22 protein-coding genes and 1 pseudogene are annotated in these 26,930 nt (G+C 45.4%); 8 read left to right on the forward strand and 15 right to left on the reverse strand.

Translation table 11 applies throughout. The features are described 5' to 3' along the window. Nucleotides 1–10: 10 nt before the first annotated feature. From ACZ444_RS11805 to ACZ444_RS11830, 6 genes and pseudogenes are all read left to right on the forward strand, one after another. On the forward strand, nt 11–1,234 hold the full coding sequence (locus ACZ444_RS11805) for a Zn-dependent hydrolase (protein ID WP_382358902.1): 1,224 nt from the start codon (nt 11–13) through the stop codon (nt 1,232–1,234). Nucleotides 1,235–1,344: 110 nt separating this feature from the next. Further along, on the forward strand, nt 1,345–1,956 hold the full coding sequence (locus ACZ444_RS11810) for a Type 1 glutamine amidotransferase-like domain-containing protein (RefSeq protein ID WP_382358900.1): 612 nt from the start codon (nt 1,345–1,347) through the stop codon (nt 1,954–1,956). A 325-nt stretch (nt 1,957–2,281) separates the two neighbouring features. Further along, nucleotides 2,282–3,847: a long-chain-fatty-acid--CoA ligase gene (locus ACZ444_RS11815; RefSeq protein WP_382358898.1), complete on the forward strand. Its 1,566-nt coding sequence runs from the start codon at nt 2,282–2,284 to the stop codon at nt 3,845–3,847. Nucleotides 3,848–3,932: 85 nt separating this feature from the next. Further along, nucleotides 3,933–4,052 (forward strand): annotated as a pseudogene (locus tag ACZ444_RS11820) (thiaminase II); the annotation flags it as partial. A gap of 184 nt (nt 4,053–4,236) precedes the next feature. Beyond that, entirely contained in the window at nt 4,237–4,605 is a 369-nt protein-coding gene (locus ACZ444_RS11825) for a YuzC family spore coat inner layer protein (RefSeq protein ID WP_382358894.1), read from the forward strand. A gap of 121 nt (nt 4,606–4,726) precedes the next feature. After that, on the forward strand, nt 4,727–5,923 hold the full coding sequence (locus tag ACZ444_RS11830) for a cation:proton antiporter (RefSeq protein WP_382358892.1): 1,197 nt from the start codon (nt 4,727–4,729) through the stop codon (nt 5,921–5,923). Between the two features lie 237 nt (nt 5,924–6,160). Here ACZ444_RS11830 and ACZ444_RS11835 read toward each other — a convergent pair whose 3' ends face one another. Further along, nucleotides 6,161–6,358, reverse strand: a complete 198-nt coding sequence (locus tag ACZ444_RS11835) for a hypothetical protein (RefSeq protein WP_382358890.1) — start codon at nt 6,356–6,358, stop codon at nt 6,161–6,163. Between the two features lie 277 nt (nt 6,359–6,635). Between ACZ444_RS11835 and ACZ444_RS11840 the strand changes: the two genes are divergently transcribed. After that, nucleotides 6,636–7,505 (forward strand): DMT family transporter, encoded by an 870-nt coding sequence (locus ACZ444_RS11840; RefSeq protein WP_464433316.1) that lies wholly within the window; start codon nt 6,636–6,638, stop codon nt 7,503–7,505. A gap of 90 nt (nt 7,506–7,595) precedes the next feature. On the opposite strand, the gene ACZ444_RS11845 is transcribed toward ACZ444_RS11840, so the two are convergent. From ACZ444_RS11845 to manA, 12 genes are all read right to left on the reverse strand, one after another. Next, on the reverse strand, nt 7,596–7,847 hold the full coding sequence (locus ACZ444_RS11845) for a hypothetical protein (RefSeq protein ID WP_382358886.1): 252 nt from the start codon (nt 7,845–7,847) through the stop codon (nt 7,596–7,598). Nucleotides 7,848–7,950: 103 nt separating this feature from the next. Beyond that, nucleotides 7,951–8,685 carry an IclR family transcriptional regulator gene (locus tag ACZ444_RS11850; RefSeq protein ID WP_382358884.1) on the reverse strand — a complete coding sequence of 245 codons (735 nt, stop codon included), beginning with the start codon at nt 8,683–8,685 and terminating at the stop codon, nt 7,951–7,953. Nucleotides 8,686–8,817: 132 nt separating this feature from the next. Then, on the reverse strand, nt 8,818–10,281 hold the full coding sequence (locus ACZ444_RS11855; RefSeq protein ID WP_382358882.1) for an aldehyde dehydrogenase family protein: 1,464 nt from the start codon (nt 10,279–10,281) through the stop codon (nt 8,818–8,820). Between the two features lie 39 nt (nt 10,282–10,320). Then, on the reverse strand, nt 10,321–11,124 hold the full coding sequence (locus ACZ444_RS11860) for a hypothetical protein (RefSeq protein ID WP_382358880.1): 804 nt from the start codon (nt 11,122–11,124) through the stop codon (nt 10,321–10,323). A gap of 3 nt (nt 11,125–11,127) precedes the next feature. Further along, nucleotides 11,128–12,126, reverse strand: coding sequence for a membrane dipeptidase (locus tag ACZ444_RS11865; RefSeq protein ID WP_382358878.1), 999 nt, complete (start codon nt 12,124–12,126; stop codon nt 11,128–11,130). After that, entirely contained in the window at nt 12,119–13,837 is a 1,719-nt protein-coding gene (locus tag ACZ444_RS11870; RefSeq protein ID WP_382358876.1) for a hypothetical protein, read from the reverse strand. The genes ACZ444_RS11865 and ACZ444_RS11870 overlap by 8 nt, the downstream gene beginning before the upstream one ends. Before the next feature lie 485 nt (nt 13,838–14,322). Continuing rightward, on the reverse strand, nt 14,323–15,033 hold the full coding sequence (locus tag ACZ444_RS11875) for a hypothetical protein (protein WP_382358874.1): 711 nt from the start codon (nt 15,031–15,033) through the stop codon (nt 14,323–14,325). A gap of 319 nt (nt 15,034–15,352) precedes the next feature. Next, nucleotides 15,353–16,756: a peptide MFS transporter gene (locus ACZ444_RS11880; protein ID WP_464433319.1), complete on the reverse strand. Its 1,404-nt coding sequence runs from the start codon at nt 16,754–16,756 to the stop codon at nt 15,353–15,355. A 315-nt stretch (nt 16,757–17,071) separates the two neighbouring features. Then, nucleotides 17,072–18,502, reverse strand: a complete 1,431-nt coding sequence (locus ACZ444_RS11885) for an MDR family MFS transporter (protein WP_464433320.1) — start codon at nt 18,500–18,502, stop codon at nt 17,072–17,074. Between the two features lie 140 nt (nt 18,503–18,642). Continuing rightward, on the reverse strand, nt 18,643–19,737 hold the full coding sequence (locus tag ACZ444_RS11890) for a 5,10-methylene-tetrahydrofolate dehydrogenase (protein WP_382358868.1): 1,095 nt from the start codon (nt 19,735–19,737) through the stop codon (nt 18,643–18,645). Further along, on the reverse strand, nt 19,734–20,918 hold the full coding sequence (locus tag ACZ444_RS11895; RefSeq protein WP_382358866.1) for a hypothetical protein: 1,185 nt from the start codon (nt 20,916–20,918) through the stop codon (nt 19,734–19,736). Before ACZ444_RS11895 ends, ACZ444_RS11890 begins: the two co-directional genes overlap by 4 nt. 237 nt (nt 20,919–21,155) lie before the next feature. Then, nucleotides 21,156–22,115 carry a mannose-6-phosphate isomerase, class I gene (manA, locus tag ACZ444_RS11900; protein WP_382358864.1) on the reverse strand — a complete coding sequence of 320 codons (960 nt, stop codon included), beginning with the start codon at nt 22,113–22,115 and terminating at the stop codon, nt 21,156–21,158. Nucleotides 22,116–22,238: 123 nt separating this feature from the next. Here manA and ACZ444_RS11905 point away from each other — a divergent pair, with 123 nt between their 5' ends. Next, on the forward strand, nt 22,239–22,754 hold the full coding sequence (locus tag ACZ444_RS11905) for a GNAT family N-acetyltransferase (protein WP_382358862.1): 516 nt from the start codon (nt 22,239–22,241) through the stop codon (nt 22,752–22,754). A gap of 38 nt (nt 22,755–22,792) precedes the next feature. Here the strand turns inward: ACZ444_RS11905 and ACZ444_RS11910 are convergent, their stop codons facing one another. Both ACZ444_RS11910 and ACZ444_RS11915 read right to left on the reverse strand, forming a co-directional pair. Then, entirely contained in the window at nt 22,793–24,808 is a 2,016-nt protein-coding gene (locus ACZ444_RS11910; RefSeq protein WP_382358860.1) for a fructose-specific PTS transporter subunit EIIC, read from the reverse strand. Nucleotides 24,809–24,904: 96 nt separating this feature from the next. Next, nucleotides 24,905–26,848: a BglG family transcription antiterminator gene (locus tag ACZ444_RS11915; protein ID WP_382358858.1), complete on the reverse strand. Its 1,944-nt coding sequence runs from the start codon at nt 26,846–26,848 to the stop codon at nt 24,905–24,907. Nucleotides 26,849–26,930: the final 82 nt, after the last annotated feature.

Consider the following 26,930-nt stretch of genomic DNA (forward strand, 5'->3'; position numbering starts at 1 on the left):
AGGGATCACTATGCAGGCAAAACCTAAACGTATTCAACAACTTATAACGGACTTAAGTGCTTTTACCAAAACACCTGGAAATGGTGTCACAAGACTTACTTATAGCAAAGAAGATCTTCAGGCGCGTGACTATATTAAACAAACCATGCAGTCCTATGGATTACGTGTCCAAGAAGATGGAATGGGAAACATTTATGGCAAGCTGGAAGGCAAACTGAGGGAAGCGCCAAGTGTCATTGTGGGATCCCATTTTGACAGCGTGCCAAATGGGGGTGCCTATGATGGCGCAGCAGGTGTTGTTGCTGGATTGGAAGTTGCCGCCTTGTTTCAGGATAATCAATTAACACCCCATTATCCGCTGGAAGTTATTGCAATGATTGAGGAAGAAGGTTCACGTTTTCGTGGTCTCATGGGATCCAGTGGGATCACAGGTTCAATTAAAGAAAACACTTTTAGTGAAATAACAGATGCCGACGGAATTTCCGTCACTGATGCGATGGCAAACGCAGGGCTTGATATATCACAGCCAATATACCGAGACCCGAGTACCATGAGGGCCTTTTTGGAAATGCATATTGAACAAGGTCCCACTTTAGAAGAAAGCCAGATACCAATTGGCGTCGTTCAATCGATTGTAGGATTAACACAGCTGAATGTGACTGTCATTGGACAGGCTGGTCATGCAGGGACAACACCAATGGATAAACGATCAGACGCCCTAATAGCAGCAGCCGAAATGATTTCAGACTTGCCGCGGCTAGCAGCCGATGAAGGTAATGGCTCAGTTCTTACAGTAGGACAGTTGCAAGTTTCACCCAATGCTGCAAACGTCATTCCAGATAGTGTAAACTTCACCATTGATATTCGATCAGCACAAGAAGAGCATGTTTTAAATATCCTTAATCAAGCGAAGGAACTTATTCATTCTTATCACAATGATCGTATTAAAACTAACATACAGCAGTCTCTGTATATAAGACCCAAAACATTAAATGACCATATTCAATCGTTACTGTCAGATACTTGCACGGATTTAAATATCGCTTCTACCAAGATGAACAGCGGCGCCGGACACGATGCTATGGTTTTTTCCGATGTAACAGATGTCGGTCTGATTTTTGTACCAAGTCAAGACGGACTCAGTCATTGTCCGGAGGAATATACACATGAGCTGGATTTAGCTCGTGGGGTTAATGTCTTATATGAAACAGCTAAACAACTGACGGAAGCGTGATTTTAACGTTAATTTTGTCTAACTATTTGAGGTTTTTCATATGATGTACGTTGATTTCTCTGTTAACGTAGAAACATACGGAATCTATTTAACAGAAATAGGGAGGTCATATGAACTTTTACCTGTCTTCCCAAGGCGTGGGAAATGAAGAACAAAAACTCAAAAACATGACAAAAAATAGCAGTAAACAAGTTGCTCTTATCAACAATGCCATGGATTTTATGACTGACATGGACGAGAAGAGTCACATTGACGCAAGTGAGGCATCGGAACTAGAGCGTCTGGGTTTCACTGTAGACAACGTCGATCTGAAACAATACTTCAATAACAGAGAGGCTTTAGAAAATACACTCGCTCAGTACGATGTCATCTGGGTGAGAGGCGGTAATACGTTTATTCTGGCACAGGCCATAGCATTAAGCGGCTTCGATGATGTTGTTAGAACGTTTTATAAAGATAATAAAAACATCTTATATGGCGGCTACAGTGCTGGCATCTGCATGCTTGGACCGACATTGGAAGGCCTCCATTTAGTTGATGATCCAAACCAAAAACCATATGGCGAAGACTATGCAACGGTTTGGGACGGCTTAAATATACTAGACTATACCATTATTCCACACTACCAATCAAATGTCCCGGATCAGACGGTTACCTATATGACGAATCATAACATCCCCTTTAAGACACTGAAAGACGGCGAAGTCATCATTATTGAATAAACAAGAGCTCCCTTAAATTACAGGGAGCTCGTTTTATGGCATTTTACATATGATACTGGCGATGAAGCTCGTGAACTTCTTCTGCAAGCTCAGAAACAGGTCCTTACACTGTCGTGTCACGGATAACATCCTCGATCGAAAGGCTACAAACGCGGGGCTAACCGGTGAACCCCATTTCACTGAACCATGCTCAGTTAATTAGACAAACCGACATAAACAATGCGGTCTAAATCAGCCAGTGGTCCTCATCCTGACTTAAAAATATACTTGCTATATTAAATATGTTACTATTTAGATAATTATCTAATTGAAGGAGAGATACCATATGCAAACGCCGCTGCTTCTGACTGATTTTCTCGATCGTGCTGTCCGTCTATATGGCAATAAGCCCGCTATCATTGATCAGGATGAGAATTCTTATACTTACAGCGATATCAATAGACGCGTGAACCAATTATCACACGGTCTGGCCTCACTTGGCGTGGAACAAGGCGATCGTGTCGCTTACCTGGCACCTAATACACTGGAGATGTATGAAGGTTTTTATGGCATTTTTCAAACGGGCGCTATCATGGTATCGCTCAACACAAGACTGAATCCGCGAGAATATCTGTATATTTTAAATGACAGCGGAAGCAAAGTTCTATTCGTCGATTATGACCTTTTCCCTTTAATTGAACCTGTCATCAATGAAATGAAAACGGTTCAGCAAATTGTTATCCATGGTGCAGAGAATGCGAACAACGGCTACATTGCTTATCCAGTCTGGCTGCAGTCCCAGCCGGAAGCAGACTTCCCGCGTGCTGATCTCGATGAAAATGATACCGCGACCCTTCTGTACACAAGCGGGACGACTGGCAAGCCAAAAGGGGTTATGCTCACCCACCGGAATAATTACTTGCATGCTTTATCGAGCATGCACCATATTCGTGTCAGTGACCAGGATACCTTGATGCACATTCTGCCCATGTTTCATGTGAATGGCTGGGGAGCACCATTTTATTACACAGCCAACGGCGCTACACAGGTTATGCAGAAATCCATTGATCCCGCCGCCATCCTTGACAAGGTACAGACGTATCAAGTGAGTGTCATGCATATGGCACCAACAGTTCTTAACGGTATTATTCATAAATTTATGGAAACAAAACCAGCCATCAGCCAAAATGTGCGTGTGGTCATTGCCGGAGCTGCACCACCGCAGGCTTTTATTAAACAGGTGGAAGAAGAAATGGGATGGGAGTTCAACCACGTCTACGGTATGACTGAATCCTCGCCTTTAACGCTTGCCTCCTACCAGTCATCCGAGGACAGCGATTTAACCGGAGATGCTTATTACACCATGAAAGCCAAAACCGGTTATGAAATGATTGGCACCAAAGTGCGTGTTGTCGATGAATTTCAGCAGGAAGTTGCCCATGACGGACAAGAGGTGGGTGAAATCATCGTCAAAGGCAATGGCGTTATGAAGGGTTACTGGAATAATGAAGAAGAAACGAATGCGACGCTTGTAAATGGCTGGCTCCATACAGGTGACATGGGGACGATTGATGAACGAAACCGGATTAATATGGTAGACCGCAAAAAAGATGTCATCATCAGCGGCGGCGAGAATATTTCATCCATTGAAGTTGAAGGTATCTTCCATGAACACCCTGCCGTGCAGGAAGCGGCCATTGTCTCGAAACCGGATGAAAAGTGGGGCGAAACACCGCATGCCATGGTCGTCCTCCAGGAAGGGCATATAGCGAGTGAAGAAGAATTAATCACCTTTGTTCGCGACAGACTGGCCCATTTCAAATGTCCTAAGAGCGTCACTTTCTTAGATGAACTGCCTAAAACCGCCAGCGGTAAAATTCAGAAGGTACAGTTAAGAGAGATAGCTGAGTAAACCCGCGGCCCGATAATATTATTTGCTAGTGTTACCAATATATTTTTAAACGGGTGGAACCTTTATGGAACGCTTATTTAGAACATCAGAACACGAATTACAGCAACTGAAAGACATTGTTGTGATAACGAGCTATTTTGAATATATGTTCTGGGACATGGCTGAAGATCGGTTTGCGTGGCCGGTTGAGATAACTATACTTTAACCAGTACTCCCTTCGAACTGGTTAAAGTATAATTCGAAAGGAGTGTTTTAGCTCCAGCGGCCAATCATACTTTTAATACATCGTTTCTGACCGTATCATATATAGAATCACCAATGAATAAGGCCCTAAGACAAGACTGCATGCATACAATGGGGTGAAAGCATTAATCAGGGGTGATTTATTCATGTATTATGCCAATGGTCAAGCGTTTTATAATGGGTATTATCCTTATGTCCCATACGGATGGAGTCGTCCGCAGTATCCTGCAATTGATACATCCCTTTTTAATCAATCAGCCAGCGAAACGAAAAAACTGATGGATGATGCAAGCGTGATTATCGACAAGCTTGCCGAATCAGATGATTTCAGCGCGAAAGTCATGAATGCAGCACAAATGTCCGAACACGACAAAGTAAAACAATTTATGAAGTCGACGGGTATTGCATCTGATGTAGATGTTCAATTCAATCCTGACGGTCTTCATTTACTGTTTAAATCACAAGTTAACCATAAGGACTGCTGTAAACTTAACATCGCTCTGCGCTGGCGCTAAAAATAGGATACAGGATAATCTCATTATCTTATCCGAATGGGGCAATCAATCTGAGATAATGGCGTATTGCAATTTGTCTAAAAGCAGATACTAACAAGACATCTTGGCAAGGAGAATCGTCATGACATCCGCACAGATCATCTTACTATTATTAATCGGCTACCTGATTTATACACTCGACAGAAAGGAAAGTTATATACCGGCGCCCGTCGTATTAGTGCTGACGGGCATTATTTTGTCATTCATCCCCTATTTTGACTCCATTCAGGTCACCAGTGATTTAATCTACTACATACTTCTCCCGGGGCTATTATTTACATCCGCTTACCGCTTTTCCTCAAAGTTATTCCGGGAAAACGCTGGTATGATTACGTTTCTGGCGACATTCGGCATCATAGCAACCGTTGCGATACTTGGTTCCGTTATTTATGTAATGAGCGGTGCGTTTGTGTCCATCTCCTTCGCGGGAGCACTTGTTGTCGCTGCGATCTTAACACCAACTGATCCGATTTCAGTTGTGACGATCCTTAAAAAATCAGGCGGCAGTCCTAAGATCGCAAATGTCGTTGAAGGCGAATCGCTGATTAATGACGGGACAAGCATTGTTATATTCACATTTCTGTCAGGCATGCTGCTTGGTGATCAGTCACTTACTGTCATGAACTTTTTGCGTGACTTTTTAGTTGTATCTATCGGCGGGGTTTTGATTGGTATCATTTTCGGCTGGCTGATGAGTAAAGCAGTGCACATCACGCATAACCGTGAATATCAGGTCATGCTGAGCATCATCCTTGCTTATGGCGTTTTCAATCTGGCTGAGAAAATTGGGGTCTCTGGTGTTTTGGCGACCGTATTTGCCGGCATTATGCTGTCATTTGAATACGGCCGCACAATCCAGGAAAATCATCTAAAGGAAAAATTGAATGGCTTCTGGAGCATCGCTGAACTGACAATACTGGCTTTATTGTTTTTATTAATTGGCATTCAGTCTTCCGAATATCTGGCCTTTAACGCGTGGGGGTTTGCGTTTGCCATATTTGCTGTTTCACTAATCATTCGTTTTGCCATTATTTCTGGCACCCTCCAACTGTTTCCATCATGGCGTCACCACGTCACCTGGCGTGAACCCATTGTCTTGACATGGTCAGGCTTAAAAGGCTCGATGTCCGTGTTCCTGATTCTCGAGCTTCAATCCCGGAGTGCCGGTGAATACAACTTGATCCTTTCGCTCGCTTTTGCGGCTGTTCTGATTTCACTCATTGTGCAGAGCCTGGGAATCACACCTTTAACCAAAGCGCTTGCTTCTAAAGAAGATTAAACAAGCTCAAATAATTAACGCATAATTAGAGACAGGAAAAGGGGCTGAGACAACAGCGCGAACCACTTGTGTGACTGAACCGCTCCGGAAAAAGACGTCACTTTCCGCGGGCGGCTGGTGAGCCTTCGAAGCACTTGTCGCGCTCCGGGGTCTCACCTACCTTTGCTCCCGCAGGAGTTTCCGTCTTTTCCTCCGCTGAACCGAGCCATTGTTCGAAGTTTGAGTTATTCGCTTTCGCTATGTCCCAGTCTCGATCATTACAGGAAAGACGTGCAACAAAATCATCGATAATAAACCTGACACCATAGCCAGCAGTGCTGTATATTTAGCACCGATACGGTCCGTCAGATAACCAAATCCCAGTGAACCAGTGAAAACGCCAACCATCGTTGCTGACACGGCGCTTCCCGCAAACGTGAATGAAATATTAAACAAATCAATTATTAAGCATTAAAATATTATACAGTGCTGAACATAAAAAACTGCCCGCTGCAATCGTATGATAAATTGCAGCAGGCAGCTGAGTTAACGATAAAGTTATGAAAAATGTCAATAAGCTATATGCTAACACCAGATCTACTTTCGAATCATGATTTTTAATTGCTTCCAGCACTTTATTCTGCTATAACAAATATGTCACGGGTGTCCATAGTCGTCTCTATAGCAGCTATGATTATACAGAAGGACAGGGTATTTTATGTTAAAAATATATATGTGGTTAACATTGTGTGTGGCTGCGTGGGGAAGTAATTTTGTATTTGGAAAAATACTTGTGGATGAGTTCTCACCGGCCGTTTTAACATCACTCAGGCTATTATTTATTGTCTTATTCCTAAGTATCATCGTGTTGACCAAACAAGGTCTCCATAAAATAGCGCTTCGTGATATGGGATTGATCGTCCTTTTGGGTATTGTCGGGGTGTTTTTTAACCAGCTTACCTTCTTTGAGGGACTTGTGACAGCGGATTCCACAACGTCTGCTCTTATTTTGGCTATGTCGCCGATCGTTACGGGCTTTCTGGCTGCAGTGTTTTTAAAAGAATCCATCACTGTGCGTATGGTTCTGGGAGCAGTTATTGCGATCACTGGCATTTACTTTGTGGTAACGAAGGGCGGCGCGGCCATTCATTTTGAACCGGGTTTATGGTGGATTGTTGCCACCATGGTGACGTTTGCCATTTTAATTATCATTACGCGTGTCTTGTCACAGCGCGTCAGTCCGATGACGACCACCTTTTATTCCAATTTGACAGGTTTGATTGTATCCATTCCGGTCATATTTATTATGGATGATCCAGTGAGCGTTAGCAGTGATTGGCAAGGCTGGTCCTTTCTAATTGTGACAGCGATCATCGTCCACGGTCTCGCTACGTTACTATGGAATCAAAACATTCGTTATGCTGATGCATCCAAGGCGGGGATTTTATCCAATCTGGAACCTTTCGCGGCCATGCTCATGGGTGTTATTCTTTTGCAGAAGCCTATTACGATTTACGAAATTACGGGATCGTTGCTGATTGTGGGCGGTGTCTTGTTTGCGACCTACCAGCGCCGAGCGCGACGCTTAAGAAGACGCCAGTAAAACAGGTGCGGGTATCATGCCTCTTGCTTCTGCAGGATGGTGTCTTTTGCGCAGCACTGTTGCTGCGCTTCAGTGTTGACCTGTAGCTTTTTAAAGTCGATAAATATCTGTTTCATTATCGAACTGTTTCTTCGCCAGGAGATCCATGCTGTCCTGCAATTTGCTGAACCTTTCCTCCATGTCATCGAACCGTTTATCCATTTGCCTGAATTTCTCATCAATTCCTTCGAATCGTTTATCCATCTCTTCAAAACGCTGATCGATTTTGCGGAATCCGTCATTCATTTGCTCATGCAATTCTCTGACCGCCTGCAGAATCTTCTCGTTTTGGCTGTCCGCCATTAATAGCACCCTCCTCTCTTTTGGCTGACTATATGAGTCTATTATAACTCTGTTTATCTGAAAAAGCCATTGGCCATTAATATGAAACATCTTCCTCGTGAAGCTAGGCAAATGAGTTGGAAATCCTGGCTGTCGCCTCAGTTAACGTGGGGATATGTTTATTAACCAGTTCCTCGTTAAAGCGAAATGTCGGGCCTGATATCGACACGGCGCCAACAACTTGCTGCTGTTCAAAAACCGGTGCCGACAGCGCTGCTACATTAGAGTTGATTTCCTCAAAACTGATGGCGTAACCATAATCCCTTGTGGTTTGCAGTTTTTGCGTTAAGGCATCTCGTTCTTCCAGCGGCAGCTGCTGCAGAATGCGCTCCTGGATCTCTTCAGGCTGAAAGGCGAGGATCGCACGGCCTGTTGCGCCTGCATGAATCGGATGCTGGGTGCCCACGCCAACAGAACGCCGTATTTCCTGGTTGCTTTCATATTCCATGACACATAAACGTGCGTTGCCGCTCGGGATATAAAATCCGGCTGTTTCCTCAGTCATGCTGCGTAAATGAAGGAGCCACGGCTCGACGATGGGGGCGAATGGCAGATCGGTTAATAATTTGTTTGCATATTCCAAAAAGGCAGCACCAAGGGAGTACTGTTTAGATTGCAGATCCTGGAAAACAAATCCTTCCGTTTTTAAGGTTGCCAATAGGCGATGCACGATGGCTGGGGACAAATCCAGGGCTTTACTGATATAGCTGACACTTTGCGGACCTGGTGTTTCTTTTAAATAATGTAAGATGCGAATCGCTCGCAATACAGTTGCAGAAACATCTGCTTTGGTTGCCATAACGTCCTCCGTTTTTCCGTTGTTTGTTTTGACTATTATACCATAGTACTTAATTAAATAAATGTAAGCAGCACACAAGACCCTTAAAGCCTTCTGCGCTGCTTACGCACAGGTATTCACATCACGATCGTATTAGTTACTTTTAATATAGTGTGTTTTGTACTGGCTATAGAAATCCAGAGCTTCACTGCCGAGTTCTTTGAACGTGCCTGTGCTGGATTGTTTATAGCCGCCGAATGGTGCCTGGAAGAAGGTTCCGGTTGTTGTCATATTGACTTTCACAATGCCTGCTTCGATTTCACTGAGTGCTTGATTCATATATTCCAGGTTTTTCGTGCAAATCGATGATGACAGACCATAATCCACGTTGTTGGCAACTTCAATGGCTTCGTCAATATCTCTGACTTCGATAATATTATTGACGGGGCCAAATACTTCCTCTTGAGCAATCGTCATGGATGGTTTGACGCCGCTGATGACTGTCGGCTCAACAAAATAGCCGTTTTCCGTCTCGGCTCCTTCAGGCACCTTGCCGCCGGTCAGCACAGTAGCCCCTTCGTCGCGGGCACTTTGAATTAAATCAAGGGTGGATTGCCGTTCATCCTCATTGACTTGCGGTCCGATGTCAATCCCTTCTTGCATGCCATTACCTACTTGGAAGTTTTTCGTTTTTTCAACCAGTTTGTCCGTGAATTCTTTGGCGACCTTTTCATGGACAATGACTCTGCCTGTTGCAGTACAAGCCTGCCCAGTCTGGCCATATGCACCTGCGGCCGCCAGCTGCACAGCTTCATCCACATCGGCATCATCCATAACAATCAGAGGGTTTTTGCCTCCCATCTCCAGCAGGCAGCGTTTCATATCTTTCGCTGCTTCAGCATAGATCTTTTTCCCGACCGGATTAGAGCCTGTGAATGTCACAGCTTTAACGGCTGGATGATGGATCATTTCCGGAACGAGTTTGCCGGGTGCGACCACTTGGTTAACGACACCTGCTGGCACGCCTGCGCGCCGGATAATGTCCATAAATTTCATAACGGTTAATGGCGTTTCAGATGATGGCTTCAGGACGACCGTATTGCCGCTTGCAATCGCTGGTGCCGATTTCCAGGCTGGTATGGACATAGGGAAATTCCATGGTGTTACAACCAGAACGACACCGAGCGGATCAGGTTTTGTCTCAATTTGAATATTCGGCATGTCTGCTTCCTGAATAGTGCCTTTCATGCGGCGGCACTCGCCAGCGTAGTACTTGACGATACCTGCAGCATAACCCACTTCTTTGGCAGCGTCGTTATACGTTTTGCCTTCTTCCTGTACCACTGTTTTCGCAAGATCATCTTTTTCCTCTTCCATTAAAGCGGCTATTTTGAATAAATAATCGCCGCGTTGTGGAGCAGGTGTATTGCGCCAGGACGGAAACGTTTCCGCTGCTGTGTCAATCGCAGCTTTCACGTCCTCAGAAGTTGACTGGCGAAAAGATGAAACAACTTCTCGCGTGTCAGCTGGATTCCGTCCTTCTTTTGCCTCACCGGATGGAGTTACCCATTCACCGTTTACGAAATTTTTCAATGTAATAGCTGTACGTGTTGTCATGATAATCCTCCTTCAAATGATTTTATCAATCTAGTTTTACTATGGGCCCATTTCACCGGCACCGCGCTGTCTTGATTCTTCAGTTGCGCTGACCAGCGTCTGTCTTCCAATGTCGTCCAGTTCCTGCCAGAGCTGATCATTTACTTCCAGACCGTTGTTGAAGTTCCTTTCAAATATCGCTTTCAACTTCGCTGATTCGGTCAATTGAAAGGTGCCATATTTTGCTTCTTGTCTGAGATTCCGGATACAAGATGTGATTAAGTTCGTTTTAGTTGTGCAAACGAGCCAAAAATCATCAGACATTAAGCTGGTTGTTTCATACTGTCCCAGTTCTGCGGTCAGGCTATGCTGCACCATTTCCTCAGCTTTAGTACCTTCTGCAAAAACGGGATAGGCGATCTCCGGCGTGGACAAAATCCACATCGGCAGCCCGTCTCTTGTTTTGTAATTTATCAAACACCCCCTGTTGCGTGATGCGATATAATTAGCAGGCTGTGCCAGTAAATGTGAACGGGTTGTATTTTCCATGTGGACACGGACTGTTTCCCTTGTCTCAGCCTGTGACAAGGCATAGTCGGCCATCAGCTTTCCTAGAATGATGGCGCTCTGCTTGCCTCCGTCAAAATGAAGCAATCCTTCACTTTCCTGAAGCAGATTAACACTCTCCATGCCAGGCGGATGCATATTCGGAATTTCCCGCTGCAGCACGTGCATCCCGGGAAGGCCAACAAATTCACTCCATGTGACCACACCTGCTCCGTCATCTGCACAGCCATAAGGAATATCACATGCAAGGAACACTTTTTTACAATGGTTAAACATCTCTACGAAAGATACGCGCATATCCTACGCCCCCTTTTCGGGTTTAAAACCATCCGTAAAGAAACGCAGCCAATTGCCTCCCATCACTTTATTAATGGCCTCAGCAGACAAGCCTTTGTCTGACAATCCTTGTGCAATATTGGGGAAATCGGCTGGTGTTTTAAACCAGGACGGCCATTCCGGCCAGGACGGATTTTCTTTGGATCCAGCACCATAATCCATTTCATGTGTCCAGCGGCCCATACGCATCCAGTGCAGGAACTCAGTTGACTTATTCAATGTTAAATCGGTCCCCAAGCCGACCTGATCAATGCCCATGAAATCAATAGTCTGGACAATCATATCGCAAAATTCATCCAACGTTGTTTCCTTGCCATTTACCAGGTGCGGATAAGCACATAATCCAAGTACGCCGCCGTTATCACGCAGGGCCGTCAATACCTCGGATGGTTTATTGCGCTTGTTCGGATAAATCCAATCCGGATTCGCATGCGTAATCGCTACGGGTCGTGATGAGGTATGAATCGCGTCCAGGGATGTCTGCTCCCCGACATGGGAAAGATCAACGACCATGCCCACCCGATTCATTTCCTGGACAACGAGTTTTCCGTACCGTGAGAGACCAACATCCCGTGCTTCATAACAGCTGCTCCCAACCAGATTTTGATTGTTATACGTCAGCTGCATCACTTTAATGCCAAGCTTATTAAACACTGAGACAAGTGACAGTTCATCTTCCAGAGGTGACGTGTTTTGGGTGCCGAGCACAACACCAATTTTCCCTTCTTCTTTCGCTCTGCGAATATCATCACCCTGTTGCACCGGCAGTACCAGATCAGCATTTTCTTTAAAGAAACGATGCCATTCGCCCACTTTGCTGAGGGTTTCCCGAGCATTTTCCCATATGCCGCAGCACGCATGAACACACGTAACACCACCTTGCTGCAGCATCGTCAGAAAATCGCGGTCCCAATTACTTAATTCCAGTGCATCGATAACGATTGTGTCTTGCTGATTACGCATGTTTATCTTCCTCCATCGTTGGTAAATGTGGGAAAACCCAATTGTCCGGGAATGTTTCGCCAATCTCCTCAACAAGCGGCGCCCCCTGAAATAGGGTGATGCGGAGCCAGCGATTGGATTTCGGGTTAAAACGTTCGGCCCCAAAGAATGCTAGTTTGCACCGCAGCAGATGGAGCGGCATAAAATCTTTGTTTAATAGATTCGCTTGAATTTCGCCGTATTCATAGCCGTCAAGTGATTGAATGCGCTGAATAATGCCCTTATAGCGCGGATATCTTAAAATAAAGGCTGCAACCATTTCTTCCGGTGATGCCTGTTTTAACATGGCATATAAATCCTGCACCTGCTCGGCAATATTCATAGACATAGCCAGCTCAGCTCCTGCCTCTTCATGACGCACACCTAAACGCGGTTCCTCTTTTTCCTCCGAGCGATACCAAAAATAGTATTTTTCATCCGGATCATTAAAATCGTACTGAAAAGCCCATTGATACTGCCGATTAATGAGGTTTTTCAGCTCCTGAATACTCATACGCGGAGAAATTTGATACGTCTCCTCGACATTCATATATTGCTCCAGGTCCATAACGTGATCGGCATATATCTCCAAGAGCAAGGTATGCAGTAATTCCTGCATCTCAATTGAAACGGTACGGACAGCCATCTCTGACAACGCTTCCCAAACATCATTCGCAGGAATTCCAGCAAATGTACCAAGTTCCAAATACTCCAGAACACGCTCCGTTAGGAAACGGCTTTGTTCAGCCAATTTTTCCGGCTTGGCGTAAATCTGTCTGTCGATCAGCCTAGATTCATCAAAGTAGTTCGCAACGCGGTTCAGCCACTGGACCAGAAGCATCAAATCATCCTGTGACGGCTTGATGTCTTTCACTCTGGCAATAGCCACTTCACGGATATAGATCCACTGGTGAATCAATCGCGGATGTGATATCAGAAATGGTGCCATGCCAAGGCCGGTTGCATTGCCCGTGCCGATAAAACGTTTTACCTCAGGATCAAGCGGGATAGCCTCTGGATCCTGCCGTTTAGCGATGTGTTCCACCAGGTCAAAACTAAAATGTCGCAGCATATACACAGCAAACATTTGCGCTTGAAACGGACCATTGAAAGGGTGATCACCCCTGATCTTGTCATAGGGAGAAATCCCGAATTTCCCGTTTCCGTAAACAGCTGTTGTCCGCAGCAGATAGCCGACTTCATTCAGCACTTTCGGATCCGGCTGCTCCCCCGATGTCAGACAATCGATAACGTAGTCAAATACACGATTACTTTTATTGGCTCGTGACCAGACAAGATCGGAGGCTTCTCCCCGTCCGGCTTCTTGTTTGGGCAAGTTTATCTTTAATCGTTCTAACTTTTCATCGGATATACCCCCTTCGCTAAGTGCGAAAGTGACATCCCATTGTTCAGCAATAACGCGGTCACTTCGCTCGTCATCGCTAATATCTGAGGAAATCACCACAAACGAAAAATAATGCTTGGCTGTGTAAATGTCGTAAATCACATGCCCATGCCCTTCATCATCCAAATCAAATGTGCTGCACGCAATCGTCCAATTCTCCCGCATCACATGCCGCATCATGATCCGCAAAAAACTTAAGCTGGTTAGCCGAAGTGAACCAATTCGTTCCAGTTTCATCACTTCAGAAGCATGACGCAATGGATGCTTCATATTCTCCGCTGCCAGCAAGCCTCTCACCTCCAATAAATGCTCCGGTACTAGCAGTTCATTTAATGATCTATAAACAGGAATCTATTAGACTCATGTATCTAATAAATCCGCTGTTTGCGAACGCCAGCTCTCAAGTTAAGGTATTGCACCCGTGTTTACGTAAACGCTTACAAACGAGCGTTACATTAATAAGTGATAACCGTAAATAAGTTTAACAGAATACCTTTTTCCGTTTATCGGAAACACATTCCGTTATTTAACTATATAATAAAACATGGAAAATGCATTGTCAATGCTTTATTGATATTCTTTTCAGACATTTTAAAAAGCATTCGTTAGGACATAAAAAAAGCTGCCAGTTTTTATAAACCAGCAGTTCATATGGTTACCTTTAAGATTTTATTTTGACTGGGGATCGTGAACGTTTGAGGCGAATGGCCATAGGTGTATTCATATGAGTTTGCCGCTCATTGGTGTCGCCAAAACGGTCACAGAACAAAATATTATCCATTTAATACCGGATGCTTCCACCAGCTGTCCGCTATCGTATCAAGCTCAGTCACATCAGTATCTGCTTGATCTCCTGCCAGTTCGTCTATGGTTTCCCCGCTGAAATTTGACTTGATAGCGAACTGTTCTTCGTCAAGGCCATTTTGATTAGTGACAGGATACTTAACATTAATATCTAAATCCTCAATATCATAACCAGAGTCCTTCACCACATAAACGGCTTTTAAGATGCCCTTTTTCATGTTTTTCACCGACTCACTCTCAGTTGATCCCTGAACACCGCGTAATACGAGCTCTATATCATAAGGCTCTTGATCAAATGACCCTTTAATAGCTAACACGTTTGCAGCAGACATATCTGCCAGACCCTGCTTAATCTGTTTTTTGGGATCACCTTTTTCTTCAGCCGGATCACGCTCATGCTGTTCATCTTTTTCCTCATCTGCTTCCCCCGGTTGCTCTTGGTCGGTGTCTTGCTCCGTCTGCTCATCTTGCCCCTGGTCGGGTTGGGATTGCTCATCTGGACCAGTGCCGCCAGATGGCAGCAGGAAAATCACGATAACAATAACATAAATGCTGAATAAAACCGTTAAAGTGATTCGAACGGCCTTTGACCAAGACTTGCGCAGCCACATTAAGCTCATTCCGATTACTGGCACAATCAGAAAAATAGCAACCATAAACCATGTTATTCGATAAAACATGCTGACTTCCCCCGCTTCACTCATTTGCAGCAATCTTTTGCTCATGTTCTCACGACAACAGTTTTGATACCTGTTAGCTAAATGAAGCCTGCCTTTGCCTTACCGCTCCACGTATCTTATCTCTACTGTATCAGACTGAGTGGCGTGCTCCTAATAAATAGATGTGATCAAACGGCAGTAGATATTCGACAAAATTCGAGGAAAATCGGGTGGTGACAGGCACGGGCGCCCGCGCCCGCACCTAAAAAGCCCGTCTGCCAAGAAGGTTTCTCGGCAAACGGGCTTGTGAGCGGCATAGTCAATTGTCAGTTTGGCGTTATTATTTCAATCCGCGCATGTAGGAACTGATCTTCGGTGACAGTAATAACAGAATAATACCAAGTACTATACTGATAACGCCAATAATCCCAAAGTAAGTGACTTCCGTCTCAGGTCCGTACAGAGGCGTGATTTGCGCGTTAATGCCCTGGCCTGCAGCGTTAGCCAGACCCCAGACACTCATGGTCTGTGCGGCAAAGGCTTTCGGCGCCATTTTCGTGGTCGCTGATAGGCCAACTGGCGAGATGAACAATTCACCCATTGTCACCAGGAAGAAGAAACCGACAAGCCACAGCGGACTGACAAGTGAATCTGTACCTTGAAGCAAGCCCGGCAATGTCATCAGTAAGAACGATAAACCGGCTAGGAATAAGCCCATTGTAAACTTATGCGGCGTTGACGGTTGTTTATTTCCCAGCTTTTGCCACATAGCGGCAAACATCGGCGCAAATAGCACAATAAATAACGGGTTCACAGATTGGTACCATGACGGATCAATACTAAAACCGAACAAATCCAGATTTGTTCGCTGGTCAGCGAACCGGGCCATAATAACAGCCCCTTGCTCCTGGATGGACCAGAACATCATCGCCCCAACAAACAGTGGAATATAGGCGTAGATACGTGAACGTTCTAAATCTGTTGTTTTCTTGCTTTTAATCATGACAATAAAGTATGCCGTTGGAATCGCAATACCTATGAAACTAATAAAGTTAATGAACATCTGTACAGTCAGATTATCAGTCATAAACGCGATCAGAAGGAGAAACAGAAAAGCAATGCCTCCCAGCATAATGCGTTTTGACATGGTTTTGCGTTCACCTGATTCAAGCGGGTTTTTAACGCTTTTACCGATCTCACCAAGATTTTTACGCGCTGTAAAGATATAAATAATCAAGCCGAGCGCCATGCCAATCGCAGCCAGGCTGAAACCTAAGTGGAAATTGACATTCCGCCCGACAGGACCGACAATCAGCGGCGAGACAAGAGCGCCAATGTTGACAGCCATATAGAACAGACTGAAAGCTGCGTCACGCTTAGGGCTTGTCGGACTATACAAATCTCCAACAATATTCGAAATATTTGGCTTCATTAAGCCGGAGCCCAGAATGATAAACAGCATTCCGATAAATAATGGCCCAACTCCACCCGGAAATGATAGTGTAATATGCCCGAGCATAATAATGAGAGCGCCCCAGATCAGCGTATTGCGGTTGCCTAAAACTCTGTCCGCAACCCAGCCGCCAATAATACCGGAGATAAAGACAAGCGACCCATAAACCGACATAATAGAGGAAGCTAAGTCTTTCGATAAACCGAGGCCGCCCTGTGATACTTCATAGTACATATAATAGATGACGAGCGCCTTCATGCCATAGTAGGAAAAACGCTCCCATAATTCCATATTGAATAATGTGAACATCGCAGGGGGATGTCCAAAGAAACCTTTAGGTGTTTTTCGTTGCTGTGCAGAGGACAATGTACTAAACCCCTTTCAATCGTTAAAATTTAAACAAAATTATATTTGTTTTATAGTATTGACTACTATACTGCTATAACGTCACAATCGTCAATATAATAGAAAAAAGAGAGGCTTTTCGTAATTTTCATTTAGTTAGGCCCTGAACAGCTGAATCATTAAACAGCCCCGGGGTTTGCGAATTCCCCCCGGGGACGGCAAGCTTATTTTTTTCCTGTGATTTACTGCTATTAACGTCACTTAGCCTCTAGCTGACTTTCGCTTCCGGTCGATAAAGAAGGCGGATATCAATCCAATCACCGCGAATAGAAAGGCAACGAAAAAGGCTGTTTTCACACCGCTTAAATAATTCAAAGGATCCACCGCTTCCGAGCCAGTTTCAGCCTGACTGATAAAGGAAATGATAAACGTCAGTCCGAGTGATCCACCAAACTGCCGTGCTGTATTGACAACCGCAGTCCCGTGCGGAATCAGCTCATCTGGCAGCGCATTGATGCCGGCGGTCATGATCGGCATATTAATCAAACCGACACCCGCCATGGCCAGCATGAAGAGTATCATCGTCACAATAAATGGTGTGTCAAGCGTCAGAATGAAATGGAAGCCGAGTGTGCTCACAACTAACAAAACAAACCCTATAATCGCAATGATTCTTCCGCCATATTTATCGAACAAATTGCCTGCGAAAAGCGACATCAGCGCAAGCGTTAAAGCACCAGGCATCACAATCAGACCACCATAAAATGCCGAAAACTGCTGCGCGTTCTGTACATACATCGGCAGCATCGTCTCAGACGAAATAAGCAGACTGAATGCGAGAATCGAAACAAATGCAACTAATGCCAGCGTAGGCACTTTGAGCACGCGCAGTTCTAAAATCGGCGTCTGCAACCGCAGCTGCTGGACAGCAAATAGCGCCAGCGCGACAGCACCCACAAGCATGCTCACAATCGCAATCGGATCTCCTATGCCTGCATCCTCTACGCGATTAAATCCGTACAGCATGCCGCCAAAACCGACCGTTGACAGTATAATTGAGGAAAAATCAATATCTGTTTTTCGCTGTTCCGTAATATTGCGCATAAATATAAATACCAAAACAAGAATTAATGCAGCAATCGGAAGCGTTACCCAGAATAATGAACGCCATTCAAAATAGCGTACCATAACGCCCGATATCGGCGGCCCGATAGCAGGTGCCACATTAATCACAAGACCGGCCAGTCCCATCGCGAATCCGCGTTTTTCCTTAGGAAACACCAAAAACAGAATCGTCTGCATCAGCGGTATCATAATACCAGAACCGACACCCTGAAAGATCCGTCCTGCCAGCAAGACAGGGAAGGAAGGTGCCGCCAGACCAATCAATGTTCCAATAAAAAACATCGACATCGCACTCAGCATTAATGTCCGTGTTTTAAATTTATCGATCAAATAGCCCGTTATTGGAATCAAGACGGCTATCGTCAGCATATAACCAGTTGTCAGCCATTGAACTTCCGTCGAGTTAACGGAGAATTCCTCCATGATTTTCGGGAAGGCTGTGATAAGCAGAAATTGTGTCAAAACAGATAAAAAAGATGCCGATAAGGTAATCGCCACAATCAAGCGTCTATAAGAACGTGATAAATCCACCGAAGCCATATTGCCTGCCCCCTTTTCCTTAAACACTCACAAACATGATGCCATCGCAGCAACCGCAGACACACTGATGCACATATTACATCCTTCACGATATTACATCAATCAGCGAGTAAGCACAACCCCTGAAGAGTCGTGATTAAAGCGGGCAGATGCCTCCATTCATCTGTTTAATGTGTCTGCTGCCAGCGGTGTTTTTGCCTGTAGCCATAGGTCGTGTTGCGCACCAGTGCCTCATTTTCCAGTCCGGCGCCAATGGCACCAGCCACAGTCGAAATCGAGGATGCAAACCAGGCGATTCTCAAGTATTGCACCATACCGGCAGACGTCTTAAGCGATAACGTTTCGCCCAGAAAATCTGGCGGGATAAATACAAGTGAGGTAACTAAAAACAACAAAAATAAGACCGCATAATAAATGCTAACAGCAATCACCAGGGTCAGCACTGTTGTTAAGTTATAAAGCCTGCGAATACGTTTTTGACTTCGCGTTGACGGACGTTCCCAGAGATCGTTGGCCATGATTATCCAGAGAACCATACCGAAAATAGCTGCAAATGTCACGATTACCAGACGCCAGCTTGAAAATAAATGACTCAACTGCCACATCGTTGTAAAAATCATCCCAAACGAACCAGTGGTAAACGCAATCGCAATAACCTTTGTCAGACTTGTCATCATGCTAAACGGATTATTAGCAAATGTCATGCCCGATAATAAACGAATCGTGCCATTCACTTGCGGTGTGAAGATATAGCGCGTGTGGCGATTCCCCGTCTCCTCAAGCCTTGCCCGCATTTTTCGTACGGGCGAAATGGGAAATTGTCTCTGCAGCACCCGAGAGCCCGGAACCGCACGCTCCCTCTCATCAGCGCTCAGCATATGCTGGACATTATGCAGCACCGTTTTCTGGATTTGTTTCAAAACAGGCATCCAGCCGTATGCTGGAATAGAAATGAGACTGACGTCACGATCCTCATCGATATCAACGGCAACGATATATTTATTATGAAACACAGGCAAATCTGTCAGACTGATAATATAATCCCAATCTTTTGTTTGACGGTAACCGGCGGCTTCACTAATAATCTCGCCAGCTGTTTCAGCGGCACCGGTCAGTGAATCAACGACAGTCTCTACCTCCCATTCTGCTTCACGGGAGAGCGCGCTTGTCAGTGTGTCAGGCAACGTCCTGGCCAAGTCATGAGCCAGTCTTTCCGCAAGCTCAGGCGCTGCAATCAGACCAATTTTAATCGTTTGTGTCATGGCGCACCCTCCTCCTCTCTGTGTCTTTGCTCTGTTCCCTCATAAGAGGACGATTCATCTTTTGCGATACCACGATTATCTGATTCGACTGTGCCCTGCTCCATTTGATAGTAGCGTGTCAGCTGCCGGTAAGAATACGCAATATGCCGGATTTCGTCTTCTTTTTCAACGGTAGCACCAATGGCTCCGGCGAGTGTTCCAAGTGACGTTGCCAGCCACGCCAGCCGCATGAAATTTTGCAAAGGCTGATCAGTACCAGAATCGGTCCATTCCTCAAACAGACCAGCTGGAACAAAGAGTGAAATACTGAACATAAACATCGCATACAGCAGAACATAATTAAGAACAGCAATACAGATTAATGTCATAACAGTCGTGGTATTATATAACATCCGGTATTGATTCTGCCCTTTAGATGAAGGCCTTTCCCATAAATTATGAGCAAAAATAATCCATGTCACCATGCCGCCAATAGACAAAAGCATCAGCAGTATAAACCGGAGCGGTGTATAGGAGACACTTAACTGCCACGGTGTTGAAAAAATCGATATATAAGTCCCTGTCGCAAAGGCCAGAGCCAGAATTTTTTTAAAAGACTTCAGCGCCAGCCACGGCCGGTTAGCGAATGTCATGCCGGACAATACCCGCAGCCAGCCAAAAACGCTTGATTGCAGAATAAAGCGTACATCTGTACTGCCGCTTTCCTGTGGAATGACTCGGTTAACCCTGGCTAATAAAAACCGCTCGCGAATAGGTGACGTCTTTTTTTCCGTTTGATCTGTGTAACCATTGGTATAAAGCAGTTCAACAATAAAAACGAACGCTTTCCGGATTCGGTGTTTAAGCGGGAAAGCACCGAACGACGGTAAAGATACCAGAGCTGCTCCGCGCTGAACGCTGGCGTCTGTCGTAACGGCCTTGTAATCGGAAAAACTCGGCAGATCGGTAAGACAGATCACATAATCCCAAGCGTGCTCTTGTTTAATACGGGCCGCCTTTTCAATAATGTCACTGACATATTCCGCAGCTCCTGTAATCGGATTAACTTCTCTTTCAACATGCCAATCAACGGTTGCATCGACGCGCTTCTCCAAGTCTTCAGCCAATCGGCTAATAACTTTTTCAGCAACATTTGCAGGCAAATCCGGAGAAGGAATCAGCCCAACTGTCATTGACGCCATAATTTTCCTCCTTTCCTGTCTTATTTCTAATTCATGCCCCTTACAGTATACCCGCAAGCCATATACTGAAACTACCCCTGAAATGAGAATAAGAATTCAGACCATTGTTTAAAGCATCCCTGTAAACAACAACATAAAAAGGAGGGGGGATAAAACGAAAGTGATCGACTCTAAATCAAACGAAGCTCAGATTTAGCAGAGAAAAAGACTAAAGTCTTCACGCGGTTAATATGTTTTTCACGAAACCCATGACACCACAAAATCAGCTTCACCAGAGAGCTCATACTCCGTTATGTCATGTGGCAAAATGAAGTTCGTGCCTTTATAAAGAGAATATTCGTCGCCATCAACCTTCAGCACAGCCTCACCTGAAATTACACTGACTTGCAGAAAGTCTGTCGATAGCGTCTTTTCAACTGTACCGTTAAGTGTCCAGTGACTGACTGCAAAATAGTTATTTTCCACCAGTTTCGTCACCTTCATGTCACCAACATGCGACGTGCTCTGATCCAATTCCGGAGTCTGATGAGGAACATTTGTCACCTGTCTAGCCTTATCAAGATGCAATTCGCGTTGATTGCCCTGACTGTCCTGCCGGTCGTAATCATAGACACGATACGTAATATCCGAACTCTGCTGGGTCTCGAGAATAACTACACCTGCGCCGATCGCATGAATCGTGCCGCTGGGAACATACACGAAATCACCAGGCTGCACTTTCACACGCCGCAATAGCTTGTCCCATTTACCATCATCCATCATTTGACTCAGCTCATCCTGCGTCTCAGCATGATGGCCAAGAACCAGTTCAGCATCCGGCTCAGCATCCAATACATACCAGCATTCTGTCTTGCCATATGGCTCATTTTCCATTTCGCGGGCGAGCGCATCATTCGGATGAACCTGGACCGACAAGTCATCATGAGCATCCAGTATTTTAACCAGAAGCGGATAAGCATCATCAGCATCTGGCGCACGATTGAATAGATCGCCATGTTTCTCCCAGGCGTCAGCGAGCGTCCAGCCTTTTAGCGGTCCGTTTTCGATAACGTTTGCGCCATGAGAATGGGCTGCAATGACCCAAGCCTCCCCTGTCTGCTCAGACGGGATATCATACTTAAATTCCGTTTTTAATTTCTGGCCGCCCCATATTTTTTCTTTGAATACGGGCTGTAAAAAAATCGGTTCGTTAGACATGGAACTCCCTCCATTACGTTAAATTCGATCAGCTTTAATCTCATTATAGCAACTATTTTATGCTATAATACAGTTATAGTACTAAATGATTTGTGGTGAGCTTTAATGAAAAATACGTTATACATGACACACGATTTATCTTTTATTCCGGATCACACTCTCCCGGAGGGTTATCAATTTCAATTTTTCAGCGATTTCGATGACAGAAATCATTGGGCGGAAATCGAAACCGCCGCCAATGAATTCCAAATTGAAGCAAGCGCATTGCGACGGTTCCAGAATGAGTGCGAGCCACACTTGGATGAAGTACGAAAACGTCTCATCTTCCTGTTGAATCCGAACGGTAATTATGCTGGTACCACAATGGCCTGGTTTAATGCGTACAACCACCAAACAATCGGGCGGCTGCACTGGACCGCTATTCATCCGGCATATCAAGGGCAAAAACTGGCCAAGCCGTTAATTGCTAAAGCCATGAATGTGCTCGCTCAACACCACAACCAGGCTTATTTAAAAACGCAGCCGCACAATCTGGCCGCCATACATAATTACTTGCACTTCGGTTTCCAGCCGCTCCTGATCGATGAAGCCAGTAAACAAACCTGGAATCATGTATACGCCAAACTCTCTGACACGTAAAAAGAGAGGATCACAACAGCTGATCCTCTCTTAAATAATTATTGAATCGTATCCAGCAGCTCGTAGGCTTTTTCTTTAGAATCCGCCTGCAATAAGTCGTTGCGGAATGATTCATCCATGAGCTTGCGCGAAAGCATTTGCAGGATTCGCAAATGATCGTCTCCAGCGCGCTCTTCCGGAACTGCTATCATGAAGATCAAATGAGCATCCGTTCCATCCATGCTCTTCCAGTCGACGCCCTGTTGACTGTGACCAAAGACAACTGCAGGCTGCTTAACCGCAGCTGACTTCGCATGAGGAATCGCAATGTTCATTCCCATTCCGGTTGTGCTTTCCTGTTCCCGTTCGAAAATCGCTTGCTTCATCGTTTCCGTTGAGGAAATCAGATTCTCGGCATTCAGCATGCCGATAAATTCATCAACGACTGCTTCCTGAGTTGTCCCTTCAACGTTTGTTGTGATTAGATCCTTTGTCAGAATATCCGTTAATTTATTAATCGTAATGGATTCCTGATCGGTCTGTCCTTCCGTTTCCGTATTGGTCTCCGATTCAGCCGCGTCTGTGGATTGGCTGGCATTTGTCTCTGATTGATCAGAATTGTTATCTGTATTATCAGTGCCGCCGACAGCCACACCTTCAGGGGTTACAGCTTTCGGTGTCACATCTTTTTTCAATACGTTGACCAAGAGAGCCGTTACCACCGTACCGACAATAGCTGCGATAAAGAACATCACGATGTTGTCAATGGCACCAAGCACGGCTACAATCGGCCCGCCGTGAGCGACGTGGTCACCAACACTGCCCATCATCGCAATCACGGATCCAGCCATTGATCCGACCATAATACTTGGAATCACTCGCAGCGGGTCCTGCGCTGCAAAGGGAATAGCACCTTCGGAAATACCGAATAAGCCCATCGTAAAGGATGCCTTACCCGTTTCTTTTTCCGTAGACTCATACTTGCGTTTGTTCATGAATGTTGCGAGTCCCATGCCAAGTGGCGGCACACAAATCGCAACCGCAATTGCTCCCATAATTTCAAAGTTCCCTTCAGCAATCATCGCTGAACCAAACAGAAAGGCGACTTTATTAAAGGGTCCGCCCATGTCAACTGCAATCATAGCGCCAAGAATTAAGGCAAGGATAATCGAGCTGGCACCCTGCATTCCCTGCAGCCATGTTGTCAGCGATTCAAATACGCTGGCGACCGGTGCGCCAACAACGAAAATAAACACGGCACCGACAATTAATGTCGCAATAATTGGTATGAATATAATGGGCATGACAGGCTGTACCGCTTGTGGCACCTTAATCTTTTTGATCCCAAGGGCAACATAACCTGCCAGAAAACCTGCAATAATACCACCCAGGAAACCAGCATCAGCTTCACTGCCATAAAAGCTTCCCGTAACAGCTATATAACCACCGACCATGCCAGGTACCAGTCCCGGGCGGTCAGCAATACTGTAAGCAATAAAAGCAGCTAAAATAGGGACCATAAAACTGAATGATGCGTTACCGATATTTTCAATTTGTTTCCAGAACGAATCATCCGGTATTTTCAGGCCACCGTCTGTCTGTTCACCGCCGAGTGCTAATGAAATCGCAATCAAAAGACCACCGACAACAATGAACGGAATCATATACGAGACACCATTCATCAAGTGACGATAGATCGGGTTTTGCCCGTCTTTTTTGTCCTGCTTAGCCTGAGCTGGCTGCTTATCGTTTCCGCCGTTTCCATACACGGGTATATCGCCGCTTTGAGCACGTTTAATCAGTTCTTCGGGGTTATTGATCCCTTCCTGAACACCAACAACAAGCAATTGTTTGCCGGCAAAACGTTCTTTATCCACTTCTTTATCGCTCGCAATAATAATGGCGTCAGCTTGTTTAATATCATCAGCCGTCAGTTCGTTTTCTGCGCCAATCGAGCCCTGCGTCTCAACCTTGATAGCGACACCCAAGTCATCCGCTGCGTTTTGCAGATTCTCAGCCGCCATGTACGTATGAGCGATCCCGACCGGACAGGCCGTTACAGCTAAGAGCTTCATCAGTGAATCCCTCCCTTTGATAATCCGCTTACATTATATAATGGTTTTCCCCATAAAAAATAATTCACTTTTACCGGAGAAGTGGCAAAAAATGAATTATTGATAAAGCGCATTCACGATAGCAGCGACGCTTGTTGCTCCCTGCAGCTGTTTAACCAAAGCAGGCTGCCGGCTTATCGATGCGATGGTTTGCATCAGTGGTTTAATCATATGAGCATCCTGTCTGGCAATAGCCAGAAGAAAGACCACAGAAACCTGTTCATGTCCCCACAGCAGCGGCTCTGGCAGGATGGCTGCTGCGACAACCGATTCCGTCACAAGATCCGGCCGGGCATGCGGAATCGCGATCCCTCCTCCGATCGAGGTAGCGGACGATCGTTCCCGCAGCATGGCACTATGAACAAACGACCGGTCAGTATAACCTTGCGCAACAAGCTTCTCAGCCATAATCTCCACCACTTCCAGCCGATGCGTCTGCTGCATATCCAAAAAGAGCACATCATCACGCAACAGCTGCTGGAGTGCACCGATTTTTTCCTGACTAACCGGGTCATCGGCATCCGAGGAACGAAACCATTGATTGAGCCGCTCTTTATCATCTGCTTCTAAAAGGGGCGACACCACAATGACAGGCAAAGCAGCATCTGGCATCGCCGTTGTTGAAATGATGACATCAGCTGCATGCTGTTTCGCAAACGACTCAGCCTCTGCCTTGCTGGTGACACCAATGATGTCAAGCTGCTGATATGTCTGCTCCAGTTTCGCTTGCAGCAAATGCGACATACCGACACCAAGCTCACAAACAATCACAACACGTTTACGATAAGATTGTTCCTGAGCCATTCGTTCAACAGAAGCCTGGAAATGAAGAACCAGATAAGCTGCTTCATGTTCTGGAATGGTCAGGTCATACGTCTCATTCACATCTTCAACCGCAAACACAACCATACTAAACATATACGGGTATTTCTGTTTGATATCTTCAAGCATCGGATTGCGGATTGTCAATCCATTTTGCAGCCGGTCAATGGCTGACTCCAGATGCGTCTGCAGACCATCAAGCAATACCTGATCCGCCTGAAAATGGTTCATGGTCATCCGCTCCAGCTGTTCTGTGATTTTTGGAACAACTTTCTTGATTAGATGATTAGCCGCCTGATCCGTTACTAGCCGTGCTTCCCTGCAGCTTTCCAGATGCCACGTATAATAGATATGCTCATTTTCCGGAAATCTAAGCCCGAGCATTGTCTCCAGTTGATTTAAGAACCAAGCGGCCATGTGATAGTTTTCCAGTGTCACACCGCGTCCCTTTTCAGTGTCATTTTCCACAGCTACAAGTGAGCGCTGCCGCGTTCGTTTAATCATGATTAAGCCATGAATCAGCAAGCTCTCAAACTCACCAGTATTCAAGGAAAACGAGAACTGTGTCTGCAGATCACGCAGCGCTTTTCTGACGGTGTTAATCTCCTGTTCCGGAAACAGCTGCAGCACATAAGCTTTTTCCTGCATCTTTGAGGTCACGAGTTCCGACAAATGGGCGAGGGCATTGCGTTTGTTAAGCTCAGTTCCCTGCACCTGACTGCCGAGACGCTGTTTAGAGACAAGCGTTAAATTGTAGTCTTCCAGCCATTCAGCAATTTTTTCAAGGTAGCGCTTGATGGTCATTTTATTGGTATAATACTTATCAGCAAGAAATGTTAATGTCATAGGCTTGTTGCTGACTAAAAGCTGATACGTTATCTCAGCGATTTGTTCATGTTCCTGCGTCGTCTGTGACTGATACAGCTGGCGAAACAGCCGGGATTTAGCCTCATTGCTGATGACAAGGGATACACCCATGCCAGGTTTTCGCGCAAACCGTAAAGAGGAATCGGTTTCAAACGCACGCTCCAGCTGATTCAAATCATTCCGAATGGTCTTCTCCGAGCAATCAAGCTCATCAGCCAGTTCCTGCACCTGCACAAATTCATTTGACTGCGTCAGTAATCGGTGCATCAATTCTTTCTGACGATTTGTCATCCGTCTCACCGTCCATCCCAATGCCTGGCCTCCAGTATAGCACGTGTCGGGTATGCACTGCAGTTGTCAGAATCATTCGTCGGCTGCTGCTATACAGTTAACA

It is taken from the genome of Lentibacillus kimchii, assembly GCF_055381965.1.